Below are 15,919 nucleotides of genomic sequence, written 5' to 3'. Positions count from 1 at the left end.
GTGGATCAACTGTGCGTGGGTACAACGCCTTTGGGACGCCCCGCACATCGGGCCGTGACACGCGCACCTTGATCCGTAAGGACCGTATGGCGATACGGGCATGACATCCTGCCCCGCGCGGCGCTACCTTCATCGGAACAGCGTGGCGCAGGCAGGAGGTCCGGTGGAGACGAAGAGCGGGACGCAGATCGGCACGAAGGACGGCACGAAGAACAGCGAGACACGAGCGGGTCTGCTCTACGGGATCGGCGCCTACGGCATGTGGGGACTGGTCCCGCTCTTCTGGCCGCTGGTCAAGCCGGCCGGCGCGGTCGAGATCCTGGCCCACCGGATGGTCTGGTCGCTCGCCGTCGTCGGCCTCGCGCTGCTCGCGCTGCGCCGCTGGGGCTGGATACGCGAGCTGGCGCGCAGCCCGCGCAAGCTCGCGCTGATCACCGTGGCCGCGGCCGTGATCAGCGTGAACTGGGGCCTCTACATCTGGGCCGTCAACAACGGCCGGGTCGTCGAGTCGTCCCTCGGCTACTTCATCAACCCGCTCGTCACCATCGCCCTCGGCGTCCTCGTCCTCAAGGAACGGCTGCGCCCGGCGCAGTGGGTGGCGGTCGGCATCGGCTTCGCGGCGGTGGTCGTACTGGCGGTGGGCGCCGGCCGGCCGCCGTGGATCTCGCTCACCCTCGCCTTCTCCTTCGCGACGTACGGCCTGGTGAAGAAGCAGGTGAACATCGGCGGCCTGGAATCGCTCGCCGCCGAGACCGCCGTGCAGTTCCTGCCCGCGCTCGGCTACCTGCTGTGGCTCGGCAGCCACGGCGAGATGGCCTTCGGCGCGCACGGCACGGGCCACGCGCTGCTGCTCGCCTCGACCGGTCTGGTGACGGCGATCCCGCTGGTCTGCTTCGGCGCGGCGGCGATCCGCGTACCGCTGTCGACGCTCGGCCTGCTGCAGTACCTGGCGCCGGTCTTCCAGTTCCTGCTCGGCGTCCTCTACTTCCACGAGGCGATGCCGGCGGAGCGCTGGGCGGGCTTCTCCCTGGTGTGGCTCGCGCTGACGGTGCTCAGCTGGGACGCGCTGCGGACGGCGCGCCGGAGCCGGGCGCAGATGGAGGCGGCGAAGGCGGTCGCCGTTTCCACGGAACCCGAAACGGGCGCGGGCGCGGGGGCGGTCACCGCCACCGGCATCGCCACGGGCGCGGGCACCGGCACCGAGCCCGAGGCGGCCCCGCTCTCCGCGCAGTCCTGACCGACTCCGCGGGCTACGCCGCCAGCAGGTCGTGCTCGCGGATCAGCCAGCACACGGCCGTCAGGCGCAGCGTGGCGAAGTCGTGGCCGACCGGCTCCACCCAGTCGACCTCGGTCAGCCGGTCCGTGAAGCCCAGCACGTAGTCCGCGAGCTCCTCGCGGCGGATGGTCCGGGCCGGCGGTACGCCGTGCGGGCCGCCGCGCCGGGCGGGGACCAGGGCGTCGCACACGGCCGCCGCGTGCTGGTCGACGGCGGCCACGAGCCCCGGCTCGAAGGCGAACTCCGAGAGCCGGGGCATGTACGTGGCGGCGACGCCGACCAGGGGGCAGCCGGGCGAATCGTTCATCCCTCCAGATTAGGCGCGTATCACCACGTCTACGGCGTGACGTCGGTCGCAGATCACGGTCTATAAAGAGCTGCATGACCGCACTCCACTGGAAGCTCGTCATCGACTCGGCCGACCCGCACGCCCAGGCCGCCTTCTGGGCCGCGGCCCTCGACTACCACCGCGAGGACCACGGCCCCCTCGTCACCCGCCTCCTCGCCGCCGACGCGGTCCCCGCCGACGCCACCCTCACGGTCGACGGCCACCCCGCCTGGCGCGACCTCGCCGCGGTCCGCCACCCGGACGACCCCTTCGACCCGGCCACGGACACCGGCCTGGGCCACCGCATCCTCTTCCAACGCGTCCCGGAACCCAAGTCCGGCAAGAACCGCCTCCACCTCGACCTGCACCCGGCTCCGGGCACGAGGGAGAAGGAGGTCGCGCGACTGGAGGGCCTGGGCGCGACGGTGCTGCACGAGGTGGCGGAGCCGGGCGGGTCGTGGACGGTGATGCGGGACCCGGAGGGGAACGAGTTCTGCGTGCACTGACGGGGGGGCGGGGGCGCGGGAGGAGGAGGCCCGGTCCTCACACCGCGTTCAGCCACTCCTCGTACCAGGACCGGAAGTCCGCGTGGCGCGGGACGAAGCCGGCCCAGTCGGGGTCGAGGTGCCAGATCTCGCCCGCGTGCGGGCCGGTGAGGACGAGGCGGTCGTACGTTCCGCAGCCCAGCTCCGAGAGCGTCAGCGTGCCCGGGGTCAGCGACTCGGGCAGGGCCCGGAGAGGCCCGCGGAGCGGCTCGGTGAGTGCGAAGGGCGTGGCGAGCCGGCCGGGCTGCCGGTCCTCGCGCCACTCGGCGTCGACCGCCCAGTCGTCGTCCACGCCCGCCCGGGGCTCGGTCAGCGGCATCAGTCCGTGGCCGGGCCCCGCCGGGCCGTCGCCCGCCTCGGCGACGAACGCCCGGTAGGCCGGCGGCAGCGCGATGCCGTGCGCCGCCTCGAAGCGGCGGATCTCCGCCTCGGGCAGCGGCGGCCGGAGCGCGTAGCGGTGTGTGTCCGCGCCGAACCGCGCGCACTCGGCGTCACGCGCCGCGAGCAGCCGCACCCGCGCCCCCACGTCGCCCCGCATCGTCACGGCCGGGCCACGGCCCGCACGCCCGCGATCCGCCCCAGCTCGTCGAAGTCGACCTCCGCCGCCGACCCGTCCGGCAGCTCCGCGACGATCCGGCCGTCGGCGCCCTCCTCCCACGGCGCGCCGTGGTGGTCGAAGTAGCCCGTCACCACCTCGCGCGGCGCGTGGCCGATCAGCCCCGCGCCGGTCAGGAGATGACGCGGCAGGGTGATCGCGTCCAGGGCGGGGCGCGGGACCTGGGGGTCGTCGGGGAGGAAGTAGACCTGGGTGCCGGGACCGGCGGGGGCACCGATGTAGCCGGGGGCGCCGGCGACGCCCATGCCGACGAAGGCGAGCATCTCGGCGGCGCGGCGCGGGTCGGCGAAGCCGGACAGGTCGAGCACCGGCTCGCTGAGCTCGGCGATGCCGTACACCCGCCCGTACCGCGCGATCGCGCTGGTCAGCGCCACCACCTCGGCGCCCTGCAGGCCCGGGTTCGCCCAGCCCCACATCCACGACTCCGCGTCCGTGTCGTACGAGCCGAGCACCGCGATCCGCAGCTCCACCTCACCCTGCGACCCGCCCTGCGACCCGCCCTGCTGGTAGCGGCATGCCTCCAGGTCGGCCGACCACGGCCCGTCGGGCAGGAAGGCCGTCAGGGCCTCCAGCTGGGCGGCGCCCCAGGCGGCGTGCCGTTCGGCCTCCAGGAAGAAAGCGTCGCTGAATCGGGTGAACTCGTTCGCCATACGGCGACCCTAGCGCCGCACCTCGAACTGGAAGCAGCCGTATTCCACGGCCCGTATGTGCACGAGCGCGACCGCCGGATCAGCGAACGCCTCCGCGAGCGCCCGGTCGAACCCCTCCGTGGCCGCCTCCGGAATCTCCAGGAGCCGCCCGCCGACGATCCGGCCGCCGGAGTCGTACCGCCGGAGGGTGCGCAGGGCGCCGGGCCGGTCGAAGGGGTACGAGGCGGAGCCCGACGGCGGGCCCGCGCAGGGCTCCGCGTGGATGAAGACGGGGCCCTGCTCGTCGTACGCACCGGGCTCGGCCCCCGTCTCGGCCGCCCAGCGCCGCAGCGGCGCGTACGAGACGAGCGCGATCCGCTCGCCCGGCGCGACGGGCCGGAGGCAGCAGCGGAGGGGGCTGCCGACGCCGTCGTCCTCGGTGGCGGCGGTGTACGGGACGCAGGGGCGGCCGGCGTCGTCGGTGCGGCGCAGTTCGGCGAGGGCGGCGGGCGGGACGGGGCGCGGGGTGTACGCGGTGGTCATGGCTCCAGGGTCACGAAGCGGCGGCGCTGCCGCTGGCGGCTTTCGGACGACGCGCTGCCCCGCGCCCGTGGGGCGCGCGTCGTGATGGGTTGGTGCCGCTCCGGTCACACCAGTGCCGCGCCGCCGTCTATCGCGACCGTGGTGCCGGTGACGTAGCCGTTGGTCAGGACGAAGAGATAGGCAGCGGCGGCTTCCTCGGCGGTGCCGACCCGCCGCGTGAGCAGCTCGGACCCGGCGCCCTGGAGGAAGGCCTCCGGGTCCGGGACGCTGCCGTCCCACAGCTCGGTGCGGATCACGCCGGGCTGGATCACGTTGACGCGCAGCGGGGCGAGTTCGACGGCGAGTGCCCGGGACAGGGCCTCGATGCCGCCGGTGATGCCTGCCGTGAGCGCGGTTCCGGAGAGCGGGCGGATGGCGAGGACTCCGGAGCTGAACGTGATCGAGCCGCCGTCGCGCAGTCGCGGTGCGGCGTACTTGGCGGAGAGGAACGCGCCCCAGAACCGGCGCTCGAAGACGGCCCTGGCCTCCTCCGGGGTGGTGTCGGCCAACGGCTTGATCAGCAGCGATTCGCCCGCCGTGTAGACGAGGTGGTCGAACTCCCCGACCTCCTCGAAGAACGCGGCGATGGCGTCGCCGTCGGCGACGTCCAGCCGGCGGCCTTCGGCCGGGCCGGCCAGCCGCTTCGTCGCGGCGTCCACGCGGTCCTGGTTGCTGGAGGCGACCACGACGTCCGCGCCGGCCGCCGCGGCCTGTCGGGCTACCGCGAAGCCGATGCCGGAGGTTCCACCGATGATCACGATCTTCTTGCCGGCCAGAGACATGGGGTCCGTTCCTTCGTCGATGCGGTGCCGGGGTTCGGCGTCCGCCACGGCAAGAACGTAGGCCTCTCACATCAAGACGGTGAATGCCTCCACGTCTTGATTCCTTGTCATTTCGTCTCGCTGCATGGCCTCTAGAGTGGTGCCATGGACATCCTGAGCGACACCCTCGAAGTCCTGCGCACGGGACGCCCGATGGTGACGCGCACCGACGCGCACGCCCCGTGGGCCCTGACGTTCCAGCCCGTCTCGGGAGCCGGTTTCCACGTGGTCGTGGAAGGGCACTGCCACCTGCTGCCACCGCGCGGCGAACCGCTCGCGCTCGGCCCCGGCGACATCGTGTTCCTGCAGCGCGGCAGCGGGCACACCCTGTGCGACGTGCCGAGCAGCGACCCCGTGGACTTCGTGCCGGAGCGCGTGGACCGTTCCTCGCCGATCGGCCAGGTCACGGTGGACGGACCGGGGCCGCGCACGGTGCTGGTGTGCGGCGCGTACGCGATCGACGTCGACCGCCCGCATCCGCTGTTCGGCGATCTGCCGGAGGTCGTCCACCTCCCCGCCGTCCCCGGCCGCCACCCGGTGCTGCGCTCGGCGGTCGACCAGCTGTGCGCCGAGTTCCACGCGCCGCAGCCGGGCTCGGACGCGGTCGTCACGGCGCTCGTCGATCTGTTGCTGCTCTACATCCTCCGGTCGTGGTACGCCGAACTGCCGAAGGAACGGACCAGGGGCTGGGCCGCCGCGCTGACCGACCCGGCGGTCGCCCCGGCCCTGAAGGCGATCCACGACGATCCCGGCCGTCCCTGGACCGTGGAGTCGCTGGGCGCCCACGCCGGGCTGTCCCGCGCGGCGTTCGCCCGCCGCTTCGCCTCGGTGGTCGGCGAGCCGCCGCTGACCTACCTGACCAACTGGCGGATGGCCACCGCGGCGCGCTTGCTGCACCGGTCGCCGGCCCCGCTGAGCACCATCGCGCAGCGCACGGGCTACACGTCGGAGTTCGCCTTCGCCAAGGCCTTCAAACGGCACTTCGGCTCGCCGCCGGGGGCCTACCGCAAGCAGGTCAAGCCGACAGACGGCTGACGGCGCGCGCCGCGATCACCGCAGCGGCTCGGCCTCGTCGTGGATGGTCAACGCCCCCGCGAGGTCGAGGTCCGCGACGGTGCCGTGCGCGCCGGCGCGTACGAGCAGCACCGCGCCGAGCGCGGTGCTCCAGAACGTCCTGGCCTCCACCCCGAGCGGTCGACGGGAGCCCCAACCGCGCGCGTCGACGAGCTGGCCCACATAGCGCTCGGACTGCCGGAAGAGCAGCTGCAGGTGCCGGTCGACCACGGGGGCGAGGTCGGGCTTGGAGATCGCGGCGGCGAGCGCCCGCGCGACCGAGGGCAGCGAGGGCATGGCCAGTACGGCGCGGGCGACGTTGCGCCGGAACGTCGCCGCGTCGGGGGCATGGCGGCCGATGCGCTCGATCCGTCGGGCGTCGTGCAGCAGGCCGAGGAACGCGGCGTGCACGAGCAGCGAGTCCTTGGAGCCGAAGTAGTAGGTGACCTGATTGGGGAAGGCGCCTGCCGCGTTCGCGATCTCCGCGACGCTCACCTCGGCGCCGGGCCGCTCCTTGCAGAGCCGTGCGGTCGCCTCGATCAGCCGGCGCCTCGTCGCGCGACCACGGTCGCGTCGAGCCTCGGTTCGCTTCTTCTCCACGTCGAAATTGTATGTGATACAACAGGGCTCGTTCGCTTGTATCGCATACAAGAAAGGTCCTCGACATGCACCGGACCGAAGTCGTCGTGACCGGACTCGGCGCGATCACGCCGCTCGGCGGAGACGTGGAGTCCACCTGGAAGGCCCTGCTCGCCGGCGAGTCCGGCATCCGCGCCGGCGCCCTGCCGGACCGCGAGGACATCGTCGCCGGGACCCTGGCGACCGATCCCGCCGCCTCGCTGCCGCCGGCGCAGGCCAGGCGGCTCGACCGCTCGCAGCAGGCAGCCCTCGTCGCGGCGGCCGAAGCCTGGGCCGACGCCGGCGCCCCGGCCGTGGATCCGGACCGGCTCGCGTCGGCGATCGGCACGGGCATCGGCGGCGTACGCACGCTGCTGGAGCAGGACGACGTCCTGGAGACGTCCGGGACGCGGCGCGTCTCGCCGCGCACGGTGCCGATGCTCATGCCCAATGCGGCGGCGGCGCTGATCAGCATCGAATACGGCGCACGGGCCGGGGTCTACACGCCCGTCTCGGCATGCTCCTCCGGCGCCGAGGCGATCGCCCTGGGTGCCGGGCTCATCCGCGCCGGCGAGGCGGACGTGGTCATCGCGGGCGGCACCGAGGCCGCGATCACCCCGATCACCGTCGCCGGCTTCGCCCAGGCGCAGGCGCTGTCACGGCACACCGCCGAACCCGCCTCGGCGTCCCGGCCGTTCGCCGCGGACCGCAGCGGGTTCGTGCTCGGCGAAGGCGCCGCCGTGGTGGTGCTCGAAAGCGCCGAGCACGCCGCCGCCCGAGGCGCGCGCGTCCACGCGGTGCTCGCGGGCGCCGGCATCGCCGCCGACGCCCACCACATCACGGCGCCCGCCCCCGACGGCTCCGGTCAGATCGCGGCCATGCGGAAGGCCCTCGCCCAGGCCGGCCTGACGCCCGACCGGATCAGCCACATCAACGCCCACGCCACCGGAACCCCGGTCGGTGACGCCGCCGAGGCACGCGCGATACGGCAGCTCTTCGGCGACCGCGCCACCGTGACGGCCCCCAAGGCGGCACTCGGCCATCTCTTCGGCGCGGCCGGCGCGATCGAGGCCCTCGTCGCCGTCCTCAGCGTGGAGCACGGCGTCATCCCGCCGACCCGCAACCTCACGGCGGCCGGCGTCGGCGACGACATCGACCTCGACGTCGTCGCGGAGCGACGAGACGCCCCCCAGGAAGCCGTGCTCAGCAACTCCTTCGGCTTCGGCGGCCAGAACGTCTCACTCGTCGTCACCGGCGCACGGCACGAGAGCGGCACCGGGCTAGGGAGTGCGCGCGTCGAGTCCGTGCAGTAGTTGCTCGATGTGAGCGGATGCCTGGCCGGGGTCGAGGGGCTGATGGCCGACCAGGAGGCGGTACCAGAAGAGGCCGAAGAGGTGGTCGGTGGCCGCTTCCAGGTCGGCTGCGGCCGGGATTTCGCCGCGCTGGACTCCGCGGTCGAGCAGGGTGAGCACGACGGCGCGCCGGCTCTCCACCCATTCCCGGAAGGGTTCGGCGAAGGCGGGGTCGAGTTGGGCTTCGGCCATGAGGCCGCGCAGGGTCCGCAGCCGTAGCGGGTGTCCGGACACGCCGTAGAGGGCGGTGGCGAAGGCGGTGAGGTCGCCCGCGAGCGAACCGGTGTCCGGTTCGGGCATCCGCTGCTCGACGGCCGTGCGGTAGGCGTCCATCACGAGGACCGCCTTCGACTTCCACCAGCGGTAGATGGTGCTTTTGGCGACGTCCGCGCGGGCCGCGACCCGTTCGATGGTGACGGCCTGGTAGCCGAGTTCCTCGACGAGCTCGATCGCGGCGGCGAGGACCGCGTCGTGGGCGTCCTGGCTGCGGATCCGACCGCCGGTGCGGCGGGTGTGGGCTTCTCCGGTGGGCACCTCCACACGCTAGCAGTGTGCTAGCTTTAATCGAAACGAGACGGATCGTTTCGATTAAGGGGATGGATCGATCATGAGCGAGATCGTGGTGTCGCACGGGTACGGCTCCAGCGACGACAGCGTCTGGTTCCCGTATCTGGCCGACCGGCTGGCCGCGGCCGGCCACCGGGTCACCGTGCCCCGACTGCCGGACACCGGCGCCCCGCGGCTTGAGCCGTGGCGCAAGACCTACGGCGAGGCGGTGCTGGCCGCGGGCCCCGCCGAGTCCACCGTGCTGGTGGGCCACAGCATCGGCGCCGTCAACGTGCTGCGGTTCCTGGAACAGCACGACCCCGAGGCCGACGGGGTGTTCGCGGGCGTCCTGCTCGTCGCCGCCTCCGCCCACGAGGTCGGCTACGACGAGCTCGCCGAGTTCTTCGACGGCGGCTTCGACTGGGAGCGCATCCGCCGCTCGGCCCGGCACTTCCGGGTCCTCCAGGCCATGGACGACCCGGTCAACCAGCCCGACCCGACCGAGCACGTCCGCCTGTTCGTCGAGGGCCTCGGCGCGACCGCCGTCGTGACGCCGACCGGTGGCCACTTCGGAGCCACTCCCGACGACCACGTCGAGGTGCCGGAGGCCGTGCGACTGGTCGAGGAACTGATCAGCGCCTGAGCACCACGCACCGAGGGGCCCGGCTCGTCCGCGAGTCGGGCCCCTCGAAGTGTGCGGCCGTCGCTACTCGCCGGAGGCGTACGCGACGAACCCGGCCCAGGCGCCGGGGCCGAAGGCGAGGCGGGCGCCGTCGGCGTCCTTGGAGTCACGGACGTGGACGGTGCCGGGAGTCGCGGCGACCTCGACGCAGTCGTTGCCGTTTGCGCCGTCGCTGTAGCTGCTCTTGAACCAGTCGAGTTCGGGATTGCCGATCATGTCTCTCCCAGCAGTTGTTCGATGAAGTCCCGTGACTCCGCCGGAGTGAGGGCCTTGGAGCGGATGATGCCATAGCGCAGCTCCAAGATCCGGAGTCGTTTGAGGTCGGAGACCGGGCGACCGCCGAAGTCCCTGTCCATCCGCCCCACCGCCGTACCGTCCTCGAACTTCAGGAGTGCGATGCGACCGCCCGCCCCGGGGTGGTCTGCGCGCTCGGTCGGCATCACCTGGATATCGACGTTGGGCAACTCGCCCACCTCCAGCAGATGCTCAAGCTGACGACGGAGCACCATTCTTCCCCCGACGGGTCGCCGCAGCGACACCTCCTCCTGGATGAAGCTGAACTCGGGCGCCGGGCTCTTCTCCAGGACCGAGCGGCGCGCGACTCGCGCCGCCAAGTACCGCTCCAGCTCCTCCTGCTCGTACGCCGGACGCCAGGTCTGCAGGACCGCCCGCGAGAACTCGTCGGTTTCCAGCAGACCGTGGATGTCGAAGTTGGTGTACATGCAGAACTCGACCGCCCGGGCCTCCATCTTCGCCAGACTCCGCAGCCTCTTCGGGTAGCGGACCTCTTCCAGATCCTTCTTCATTGCCGAGACGAGCCCACCCGCGCTCACTGCCCGGTCCATGTTGTCCAGGTACTCAGGGCGCGGGATGCGGTCCCCGCGTTCGACCTTGCGGACCATGTCCTCGCCGTAGCCGAGCAACAGCCCCAACTCGACCGCGCTCAGCCCCTTCGACTCCCGCCACAGCTTGAGCTGACGGCCCACCGCCGCCACGACCGCCGCACCCGACTCGTCGCCGGGCTCCACCTCCCAGCCCGCGTCCTCTGCCCCGACGCCGTTCACCTCGTCCACGCTCATTGCGCGCCCACCTCCTTCGGCCGAGCCCTACCCGACGCGCCGCGCGAGACAGTCAGGACAGCACCGGACAGTCGCGGGACAGTAACCGTACGTAAGGGCCTGTTCGATGGGCAGCGTAAGCAGACACCGCCACGCTGAGTGACATGAATCAGGAACCCACTCAACTCTTGGCGTCTGTACGCCAATTCGGAATCCAGCTCTCCGCCACGCGACGCGGCGCGCGGCTCGCTCGGCTACTCGCCGTGGAGCAGCTGCGTTCCTGGGATCTGGCGTACGTGGCGGAGCCGGCGGCCCAGATCGTCGGCGAGCTCGCGGCGAACGCCGTGACGCACGGCCATGTCGCGGGCCGGGACTTCCACCTCGCGCTGCTCGCCGCGGAGACCACGGTCCGGATCGAGGTCACGGACACGCGGGGTGACCGGCTTCCGCAGCACGGGGGCGGTCGGGGGCTGCTCATCGTCGAGGGGCTCGCGCGGAGTTGGGGCGTGCGGAGCGGGCCCGTACCTCGGAAGACGGTGTGGGCCGAGCTCGCCCTCTCATAAGCGTCCGCGTCGCGGGCGTCCGCGACGCGGAGGCCCACGACGTAACTGCTTTAAAGCCCCGGGCAAGCCCCCTCCCAACCCCTCCAGCCTCCCCGAGACCCGCCCGTCAGAACCCGTCACCCGGACGGGTGACTTGCGCCAACTGGGCTGGATTTGGCGCGGGTTGCCTGGCATATGCTCACGCCAGCACCACCCCACAACCCCAGACATGCGACGGCCCCCGGCCGGGACGCCAATCCCGATCGAGGGCCTGACCACCGAGGAAGTTAGGGCTTCCCGATGGCTCCCAAGCACCCTAGCGCGCCCTCGCGCACCTCCGGGCTCATTCACGTGAACGTCCGCCACACGACCCACTACACGGTCGTGGGCAACCACCTCGCCCAGCACCGCGAGCTCTCGCTGCTCGCCAAGGGCCTCGCCGTCTACATCCAGTCGCTGCCCGCCGGGGCCTCCGTCGGCATCAAGGCCATCGCGGCCCTGCACCCGGAGAGCGAGCTGCGCATCGCCGCCGCCATGCGGGAGCTGGAGAAGCACGGCTACCTGAAGCGGACGAGGCAACGCCAGCCCAACGGCACGTTCACGCCGCGCACGATCTCGTACAACAGGCCGGGGGCTGAGCCCGAGCCCGTACCCAGGACGCCTCCGCCGCCGGAGCCCGTACGGAAAACCCCGAAGCCGCCACCACCACCGCCACCGGGGCCCAAGCCCGTAACGGAGCCGAAGCCCCCCGCCCCCACTCCCCTCCCCCTGGCCGAGCGCGACCGCCCGGCCGCCGCCCTCCTCACCAACCTCCGCGTCCACGAACCCCGCCTCCTCCTCGGCGAGCGCGACATCGAACGCCTGGCGCCGGGCGTGACGGCCTGGCTGGACCGGGGCGCGACCCCCGAGGCGGTCACCCGCACCCTCTGCGCGACCCTCCCGGAACCCCTCGCCCACCCGGCCGGCCTCCTCTCCCACCGCCTCACAGCCCTGCTCCCGCCACCGGTCGCCGCCGCACCCGTCCCCGCCCTTGCCGCACCCACCGCCCTCACCGCCCGCGTGACCCTCACCTCGCCCCGTTCCCCCTTCGAGGAATGCAACGACTGCGGCCGCCCCTTCCCCGGCGCTCCCCCAGCCGACGGCCTCTGCCGCGACTGCCGCGTCACTGAGGGGAGGGCCGCCTAGCATGAAGCTGATGACTCGGGCCCCAGGGCACAGACGAGGAGCCAGCGCCATGACCACCGTCTCCCCCATCTACCGGACCATGCGGGAAGCCTTGGAGCGCCTGGACGACACCGTCCCCGGCAAGTTCGAGATCACCAAAGAGGGAATCGTTCACGACATGATGGCTCCAGGGCGACCGCATGAGCTGACCGTATTGCGGCTGCGTAAGCGCCTGGAAAAGGTGATGCCGGAAGATCTGGCCGCCCACACGGGCGAGCCGGACGTCGAGCACGAGCCAGAAGGGGTCATGCGCCACCCCGACGTCATGGTGATCGCTGAGACCGACATGGAGGGCACCGGCTCCTTCGACCCGCGCACCCTCCTCGCCGCCATCGAGGTCGTCTCCCGCTCCAACCCCGACAACGACTGGGTCGGCAAGCTGCGCGACTACCCGCTCCTCGGCATCCCCGTCTACGCGATCTTCGACCCCCGCACCGGCTCCGGCGCCGTCTTCTCCGACATCCACCCCACCCCCGAGGGCCCTCGCTACGCCACCCGCAAGGACTTCTTCTACGGCGAGGACGTCACTATCGCCGACTGGACCATCGCCACCGACGACCTGCCCCGCTACCCCTAGGACTGGACGACTCAGACCAGCTCCCGCATGCGGCGGACCGGGCTCGCCAGGAGGACGGCGGGGAAGGCGAGCGAGGACAGGGCCAGCAGGAGCAGGGCCGTCCGGGGGCCGAAGGCTGAGCGGCGGCGCCTGCGGCGAGGCCGCCGACCGGGTTGGTGCTGAGGGCCGCCGGACCGGCCGGACCTGTTTGGCGGTCCGCGCGGAGGCGCGTACGAGGCCGATCTCGTCGTAGTGGTGCGGCGTACGGACACTCACGTCGGCCAACTCGGCCACGCGCCCCACGGTCAGGTGTTCTTCCACGCCCCCGACGATGCGGCATCACGCCACGTGAGGGTCAAGCGCGTCGCCCGGCCCCCGCGCGACAGTCAGCGCAGGATCTCGGCCCGCGCCCTCTCGTTCGCCGTCCCGATGTCCCAGAAGCGCACCGTGCCCCGCGCGGTGCCGTAGGCGCCCGTGCCGCCGGTGATGGCCATGTCGAGCGGGGCCGTGTCGCCCTTCGTCCAGAGCGACTGCATCGTCAGGGAGCCGCCCTCGACCTCCATCGTGATCACGCACTGCGTCGTGGTCTTTCCGCCGCGGATCGAGACGACCTGGCACGAGCCGCCGCCGCGCCCGACGCTGCGGCCGTCCACTGTCGCGGTGCCGGAGTAGACGTCCATGTCGCCGAGACCCGGGCCTGCCGGGCCGAGGTCCAGGGCCTCGTACTGGTCGTTCTGGACCTTGAGTTCGAGGACTTCGACGTGACCCCTGCGCGGGGCCGGCGTGTCGGCCTCTGCGCTGCCCACTGCGGCGAAACCGATCGCCGCAGTGGCCAGCCCGGCGGCAAGGAACCTCTTGGAGACCATGGTGGATCCTCCTCGCTGTGAAACTCCGTGTGCGAACTCCTTCGACGCTATGACCTGCGAGTGGCCCTTCTCCAAGACCAATTCCGCTATCGCGCCATGCCCTTGAGGACATGATCGGGTGACGCGGTCGGGATGCGATGTGCCATGCGCGCCCTAGAGCGCGGCGACCTCACGCACCGCCCTCGCGATCGCGCGGTAGTCCTTGTGCAGGATCCTGTCGTGGTTGCTGGCGACCTTCGCGCTGACGCGGATGTTCGGGTTGCGGGCGACCACCGCGTCCAGGCTCGCGCGGATGCGTTCCTGTTCGTCGCCTTTGCTGCCGAGGGACGCTCCCGAGGCGAGCACGTAGCGCGTCGGGACGGTGATGGCGTCGAGGACGGGGCCGAGTTCGCGCTCGCGGGAGATCCTGCCGAGCTCGATGTTGATCTCCGCCATCTGGCGGGCGCTCAGCCGCGGGACCAGGCCCGTCGGGCGCAGCAGCGGCGCGATCCAGCTCACCCGGCGGAACAGCTTCCGGATCCGCTGCTCCAGGGCGTCGTCGAGCCAGTCGTACGGCTCCGCCCCGTCGACCAGGACCGCGCCGATCGTGCGGTCGGGGTTGCGGCTCGCCCAGTGGGCGCCGACGAAGGCGCCGTACGACCAGCCGACCAGTACGGCCCGCCGCACGCCCCGGGCGGCGAGGACGGCGTCGACGTCCCGTACCGCGGCCTCGAAGGAGTAGTCGGAGGAGAGGCCCGACTTCCTGCCCCGGGCGCGCTCGTCGTAGGTGATGTGGCGGAAGTCGGGGCCGAGTTCGGCGATGAGGTACTTCCAGTAGCCCTGGGTCGCGAACTGGCCGTTGAGGTAGAGGATCGGGGTGCCGGGGCCACCGGTGTCGGTGACGGCGAGGGCGGTGTCGTCGACGGGCACCATGCCGGACCAGTTCGCGTTCACGTCGTCCCCCTTGGGATGTCGATCCGGGTCAGAGGCTGCGGGCGGTGATGTCGCCGCGGGTGGTGGTGGCGCGGATGTCGAGCTCGGTGGCGCCGTCGTTGCGCAGCGCGTTGCTGACGCGGCCGTAGGAGGTGCCGGCGTCGAGCGCGGCCGAGACGCCGGCCGCCGCGGCGACGGTGATGTCGCCGTCCTGGGTGCGGAGGACGAGGGTGCCCCGGCCGGCGGCCTCGGCGACGCGGATGCTGCCCCGGTCGGTGCTGATGGCGCCGGGGCCGGTGAGGCGGCCGACCTCGACGTCGCCGTCGGTCGCGGTGAGGCGGAGGCTCGCGGCCTCGTCGATCTTGATCTGGCGGTACGCGCCCTCGAAGGCGACGTCGCCGAGGCGGCCGACGACGCGGAGCTCGGCGGCGGCGGTCCGGGCCTCGACGGAGGAACCGGCGGGGAGCTGGACGGTGACCTCGACGGAGCCGGAGCCGGTGAGCTTGTTGGCGGGCTCCGGGGCCTGGATCCGCAGGACGCCGTCGGCGTAGCTGACGGTGGTCTGCTCGGCGGCCTTGACGTCGCGGTTCTTGCCGGCGTTGGCGGGACGGACGTCGACGGTGGTGTCGGCGCGGTCGGCGGCGATGAACTGGACGCGACCGGCGGGGATGTCGAGGACGGCGGTGACCGGGGCGGTGGTGGCGAACTTCTGCATCGTTCTCTCCTGCTGCTCGATGTGCGCTGTCGGCGTTTCCGACATCGAAAACGCTACGTTGCTTTCCAGATTCAGGCAACACACTCGTTGCGCAACTATGCAGTAATCGCAGGTCAGATGAGGAAAAGTGTTGCAACTGGCTCGCGCCTAACGCAACGACAATCGCGTCACCCATTGCAATGGAATGAGAGTGAACGCTAAGCTGGCGCCGTAGCAGACCAGGTACGGCCAACGAACGAACCGAGGAGAACGCGATGCCGGGAGGCAGGCTCACCCAGCAGGAACGTCAGCAGATCGCGCTGGGACTGGCCGACGGCCTCGCCTACGCCGAGATCGCGCGCCGCCTCGAACGCCCCACCTCGACGATCACCCGCGAGGTCATGCGCAACGGCGGCCCCACCGCCTACCGCGCCGACCTGGCCCACCGCGCCACCGAACGCCGCGCCCAGCGCCGTAGCCCCGCCGCCGCCAAGGGCTCGCAGGCGGTGCCCCAGCCGCACGGACGCGACGCGGACGTCGTACGCGAGTACGAGGAGTTGCTGGCCACCGTCCTCATGCACTCGGGCCTGCCCAAGATGATGGCCCGGGTGATGGCCTGCCTCTACACCACCGACGCCGGCAGCCTCACCGCCTCCGAACTCGCCCAGCGCCTGCAGGTCAGCCCGGCCTCCGTCTCCAAGGCGATCACGTTCCTGGCCGACCTGGAGCTCGTCCGCCGCGAGCGCGACGAGCGCCGTCGCGAGCGCTACATCGTCGACGACGACCTCTGGTACCAGTCGATGCTCCGCAGCGCCCGCGACAACACCCGGTTCAGCGAGACCGCCCGCGAGGGCGTCGCCGTCCTCGGCCCCGGCACCCCGGCCGCCAACCGCCTCGAAAACGTCGCCCGTTTCCTCGACTTCATCTCGGAGAGCATGCTGCGCGCGGCGGAACAGGCCCGCGAGGTCCTCTACACGAAGGCCGAAACGGCGAGGGACGACTCCTAGGCACGACTCCTG

Annotated in this window: 21 protein-coding genes and 1 pseudogene; 9 read left to right on the top strand and 13 right to left on the bottom strand. The window is 72.0% G+C overall.

What is annotated here, in order from left to right:
- Nucleotides 1-259: 259 nt before the first annotated feature.
- Entirely contained in the window at nucleotides 260-1,237 is a 978-nt protein-coding gene (rarD, locus tag ACIRSU_RS23160; protein ID WP_403796424.1) for an EamA family transporter RarD, read from the top strand.
- Between the two features lie 13 nt (nucleotides 1,238-1,250).
- Here rarD and ACIRSU_RS23155 read toward each other — a convergent pair whose 3' ends face one another.
- Nucleotides 1,251-1,583 carry a DUF6401 family natural product biosynthesis protein gene (locus ACIRSU_RS23155; protein ID WP_403795273.1) on the bottom strand — a complete coding sequence of 111 codons (333 nt, stop codon included), beginning with the start codon at nucleotides 1,581-1,583 and terminating at the stop codon, nucleotides 1,251-1,253.
- A gap of 74 nt (nucleotides 1,584-1,657) precedes the next feature.
- Between ACIRSU_RS23155 and ACIRSU_RS23150 the strand changes: the two genes are divergently transcribed.
- Nucleotides 1,658-2,110 (top strand): VOC family protein, encoded by a 453-nt coding sequence (locus ACIRSU_RS23150; RefSeq protein WP_403795271.1) that lies wholly within the window; start codon nucleotides 1,658-1,660, stop codon nucleotides 2,108-2,110.
- A 37-nt stretch (nucleotides 2,111-2,147) separates the two neighbouring features.
- On the opposite strand, the gene ACIRSU_RS23145 is transcribed toward ACIRSU_RS23150, so the two are convergent.
- The 4 genes from ACIRSU_RS23145 to ACIRSU_RS23130 all read right to left on the bottom strand — a co-directional run bounded on the left by ACIRSU_RS23145 (nucleotide 2,148) and on the right by ACIRSU_RS23130 (nucleotide 4,806).
- Nucleotides 2,148-2,687: an SMI1/KNR4 family protein gene (locus ACIRSU_RS23145; RefSeq protein ID WP_403796421.1), complete on the bottom strand. Its 540-nt coding sequence runs from the start codon at nucleotides 2,685-2,687 to the stop codon at nucleotides 2,148-2,150.
- Between the two features lie 2 nt (nucleotides 2,688-2,689).
- Nucleotides 2,690-3,415 carry a DUF6882 domain-containing protein gene (locus tag ACIRSU_RS23140; protein ID WP_403795268.1) on the bottom strand — a complete coding sequence of 242 codons (726 nt, stop codon included), beginning with the start codon at nucleotides 3,413-3,415 and terminating at the stop codon, nucleotides 2,690-2,692.
- 9 nt (nucleotides 3,416-3,424) lie between these two features.
- Nucleotides 3,425-3,937: a DUF1203 domain-containing protein gene (locus ACIRSU_RS23135; RefSeq protein WP_403795265.1), complete on the bottom strand. Its 513-nt coding sequence runs from the start codon at nucleotides 3,935-3,937 to the stop codon at nucleotides 3,425-3,427.
- Nucleotides 3,938-4,041: 104 nt separating this feature from the next.
- Nucleotides 4,042-4,806, bottom strand: a complete 765-nt coding sequence (locus ACIRSU_RS23130) for an SDR family oxidoreductase (RefSeq protein ID WP_403795262.1) — start codon at nucleotides 4,804-4,806, stop codon at nucleotides 4,042-4,044.
- 96 nt (nucleotides 4,807-4,902) lie between these two features.
- Here ACIRSU_RS23130 and ACIRSU_RS23125 point away from each other — a divergent pair, with 96 nt between their 5' ends.
- Nucleotides 4,903-5,832, top strand: coding sequence for an AraC family transcriptional regulator (locus ACIRSU_RS23125; RefSeq protein ID WP_403795259.1), 930 nt, complete (start codon nucleotides 4,903-4,905; stop codon nucleotides 5,830-5,832).
- A 15-nt stretch (nucleotides 5,833-5,847) separates the two neighbouring features.
- On the opposite strand, the gene ACIRSU_RS23120 is transcribed toward ACIRSU_RS23125, so the two are convergent.
- Nucleotides 5,848-6,450 carry a TetR/AcrR family transcriptional regulator C-terminal domain-containing protein gene (locus tag ACIRSU_RS23120; protein ID WP_403795256.1) on the bottom strand — a complete coding sequence of 201 codons (603 nt, stop codon included), beginning with the start codon at nucleotides 6,448-6,450 and terminating at the stop codon, nucleotides 5,848-5,850.
- A gap of 65 nt (nucleotides 6,451-6,515) precedes the next feature.
- Here ACIRSU_RS23120 and ACIRSU_RS23115 point away from each other — a divergent pair, with 65 nt between their 5' ends.
- Nucleotides 6,516-7,781 carry a beta-ketoacyl-[acyl-carrier-protein] synthase family protein gene (locus ACIRSU_RS23115; protein ID WP_403795254.1) on the top strand — a complete coding sequence of 422 codons (1,266 nt, stop codon included), beginning with the start codon at nucleotides 6,516-6,518 and terminating at the stop codon, nucleotides 7,779-7,781.
- Here ACIRSU_RS23115 and ACIRSU_RS23110 read toward each other — a convergent pair.
- On the bottom strand, nucleotides 7,749-8,354 hold the full coding sequence (locus tag ACIRSU_RS23110; RefSeq protein WP_403795251.1) for a TetR/AcrR family transcriptional regulator: 606 nt from the start codon (nucleotides 8,352-8,354) through the stop codon (nucleotides 7,749-7,751). The two genes, ACIRSU_RS23115 and ACIRSU_RS23110, sit on opposite strands and share 33 nt — an antisense overlap.
- Nucleotides 8,355-8,427: 73 nt before the next feature.
- Here ACIRSU_RS23110 and ACIRSU_RS23105 point away from each other — a divergent pair, with 73 nt between their 5' ends.
- Nucleotides 8,428-9,009, top strand: coding sequence for an RBBP9/YdeN family alpha/beta hydrolase (locus ACIRSU_RS23105; protein WP_403795248.1), 582 nt, complete (start codon nucleotides 8,428-8,430; stop codon nucleotides 9,007-9,009).
- A 63-nt stretch (nucleotides 9,010-9,072) separates the two neighbouring features.
- On the opposite strand, the gene ACIRSU_RS23100 is transcribed toward ACIRSU_RS23105, so the two are convergent.
- Nucleotides 9,073-9,264, bottom strand: coding sequence for a DUF397 domain-containing protein (locus ACIRSU_RS23100; RefSeq protein ID WP_403795245.1), 192 nt, complete (start codon nucleotides 9,262-9,264; stop codon nucleotides 9,073-9,075).
- Nucleotides 9,261-10,127, bottom strand: a complete 867-nt coding sequence (locus ACIRSU_RS23095) for a Scr1 family TA system antitoxin-like transcriptional regulator (protein WP_403795242.1) — start codon at nucleotides 10,125-10,127, stop codon at nucleotides 9,261-9,263. The genes ACIRSU_RS23100 and ACIRSU_RS23095 overlap by 4 nt, the downstream gene beginning before the upstream one ends.
- A 242-nt stretch (nucleotides 10,128-10,369) precedes the next feature.
- On the opposite strand from ACIRSU_RS23095, the gene ACIRSU_RS23090 reads away from it, so the two are divergent.
- The 3 genes from ACIRSU_RS23090 to ACIRSU_RS23080 all read left to right on the top strand — a co-directional run bounded on the left by ACIRSU_RS23090 (nucleotide 10,370) and on the right by ACIRSU_RS23080 (nucleotide 12,449).
- A complete protein-coding gene (locus ACIRSU_RS23090) occupies nucleotides 10,370-10,669 on the top strand; it encodes an ATP-binding protein (RefSeq protein ID WP_403795239.1) in 300 nt (99 codons plus the stop codon).
- A 330-nt stretch (nucleotides 10,670-10,999) separates the two neighbouring features.
- Entirely contained in the window at nucleotides 11,000-11,833 is an 834-nt protein-coding gene (locus ACIRSU_RS23085; protein ID WP_403795236.1) for a helix-turn-helix domain-containing protein, read from the top strand.
- 49 nt (nucleotides 11,834-11,882) lie between these two features.
- Entirely contained in the window at nucleotides 11,883-12,449 is a 567-nt protein-coding gene (locus ACIRSU_RS23080; protein WP_403795233.1) for a Uma2 family endonuclease, read from the top strand.
- Nucleotides 12,450-12,626: 177 nt separating this feature from the next.
- Here ACIRSU_RS23080 and ACIRSU_RS23075 read toward each other — a convergent pair.
- The 4 genes and pseudogenes from ACIRSU_RS23075 to ACIRSU_RS23060 all read right to left on the bottom strand — a co-directional run.
- Nucleotides 12,627-12,731, bottom strand: a pseudogene (locus ACIRSU_RS23075) (MerR family DNA-binding transcriptional regulator); the annotation flags it as partial.
- Nucleotides 12,732-12,814: 83 nt separating this feature from the next.
- Nucleotides 12,815-13,294: a hypothetical protein gene (locus ACIRSU_RS23070; protein WP_403795230.1), complete on the bottom strand. Its 480-nt coding sequence runs from the start codon at nucleotides 13,292-13,294 to the stop codon at nucleotides 12,815-12,817.
- Between the two features lie 153 nt (nucleotides 13,295-13,447).
- The gene (locus tag ACIRSU_RS23065) at nucleotides 13,448-14,227 is read right to left on the bottom strand and encodes an alpha/beta fold hydrolase (RefSeq protein WP_403795227.1); all 780 of its coding nucleotides are present in this window, start codon (nucleotides 14,225-14,227) and stop codon (nucleotides 13,448-13,450) included.
- 28 nt (nucleotides 14,228-14,255) lie between these two features.
- Entirely contained in the window at nucleotides 14,256-14,921 is a 666-nt protein-coding gene (locus tag ACIRSU_RS23060) for a DUF4097 family beta strand repeat-containing protein (RefSeq protein WP_403795225.1), read from the bottom strand.
- A 254-nt stretch (nucleotides 14,922-15,175) separates the two neighbouring features.
- On the opposite strand from ACIRSU_RS23060, the gene ACIRSU_RS23055 reads away from it, so the two are divergent.
- The gene (locus ACIRSU_RS23055; RefSeq protein WP_403795222.1) at nucleotides 15,176-15,907 is read left to right on the top strand and encodes a helix-turn-helix domain-containing protein; all 732 of its coding nucleotides are present in this window, start codon (nucleotides 15,176-15,178) and stop codon (nucleotides 15,905-15,907) included.
- The last annotated feature ends 12 nt before the right edge of the window (nucleotides 15,908-15,919 follow it).

The organism is Streptomyces sp. NPDC101160, from assembly GCF_044768205.1.
Taxonomy (GTDB): domain Bacteria; phylum Actinomycetota; class Actinomycetes; order Streptomycetales; family Streptomycetaceae; genus Streptomyces.
This window is presented reverse-complemented; position numbering and strand designations above follow the sequence as displayed.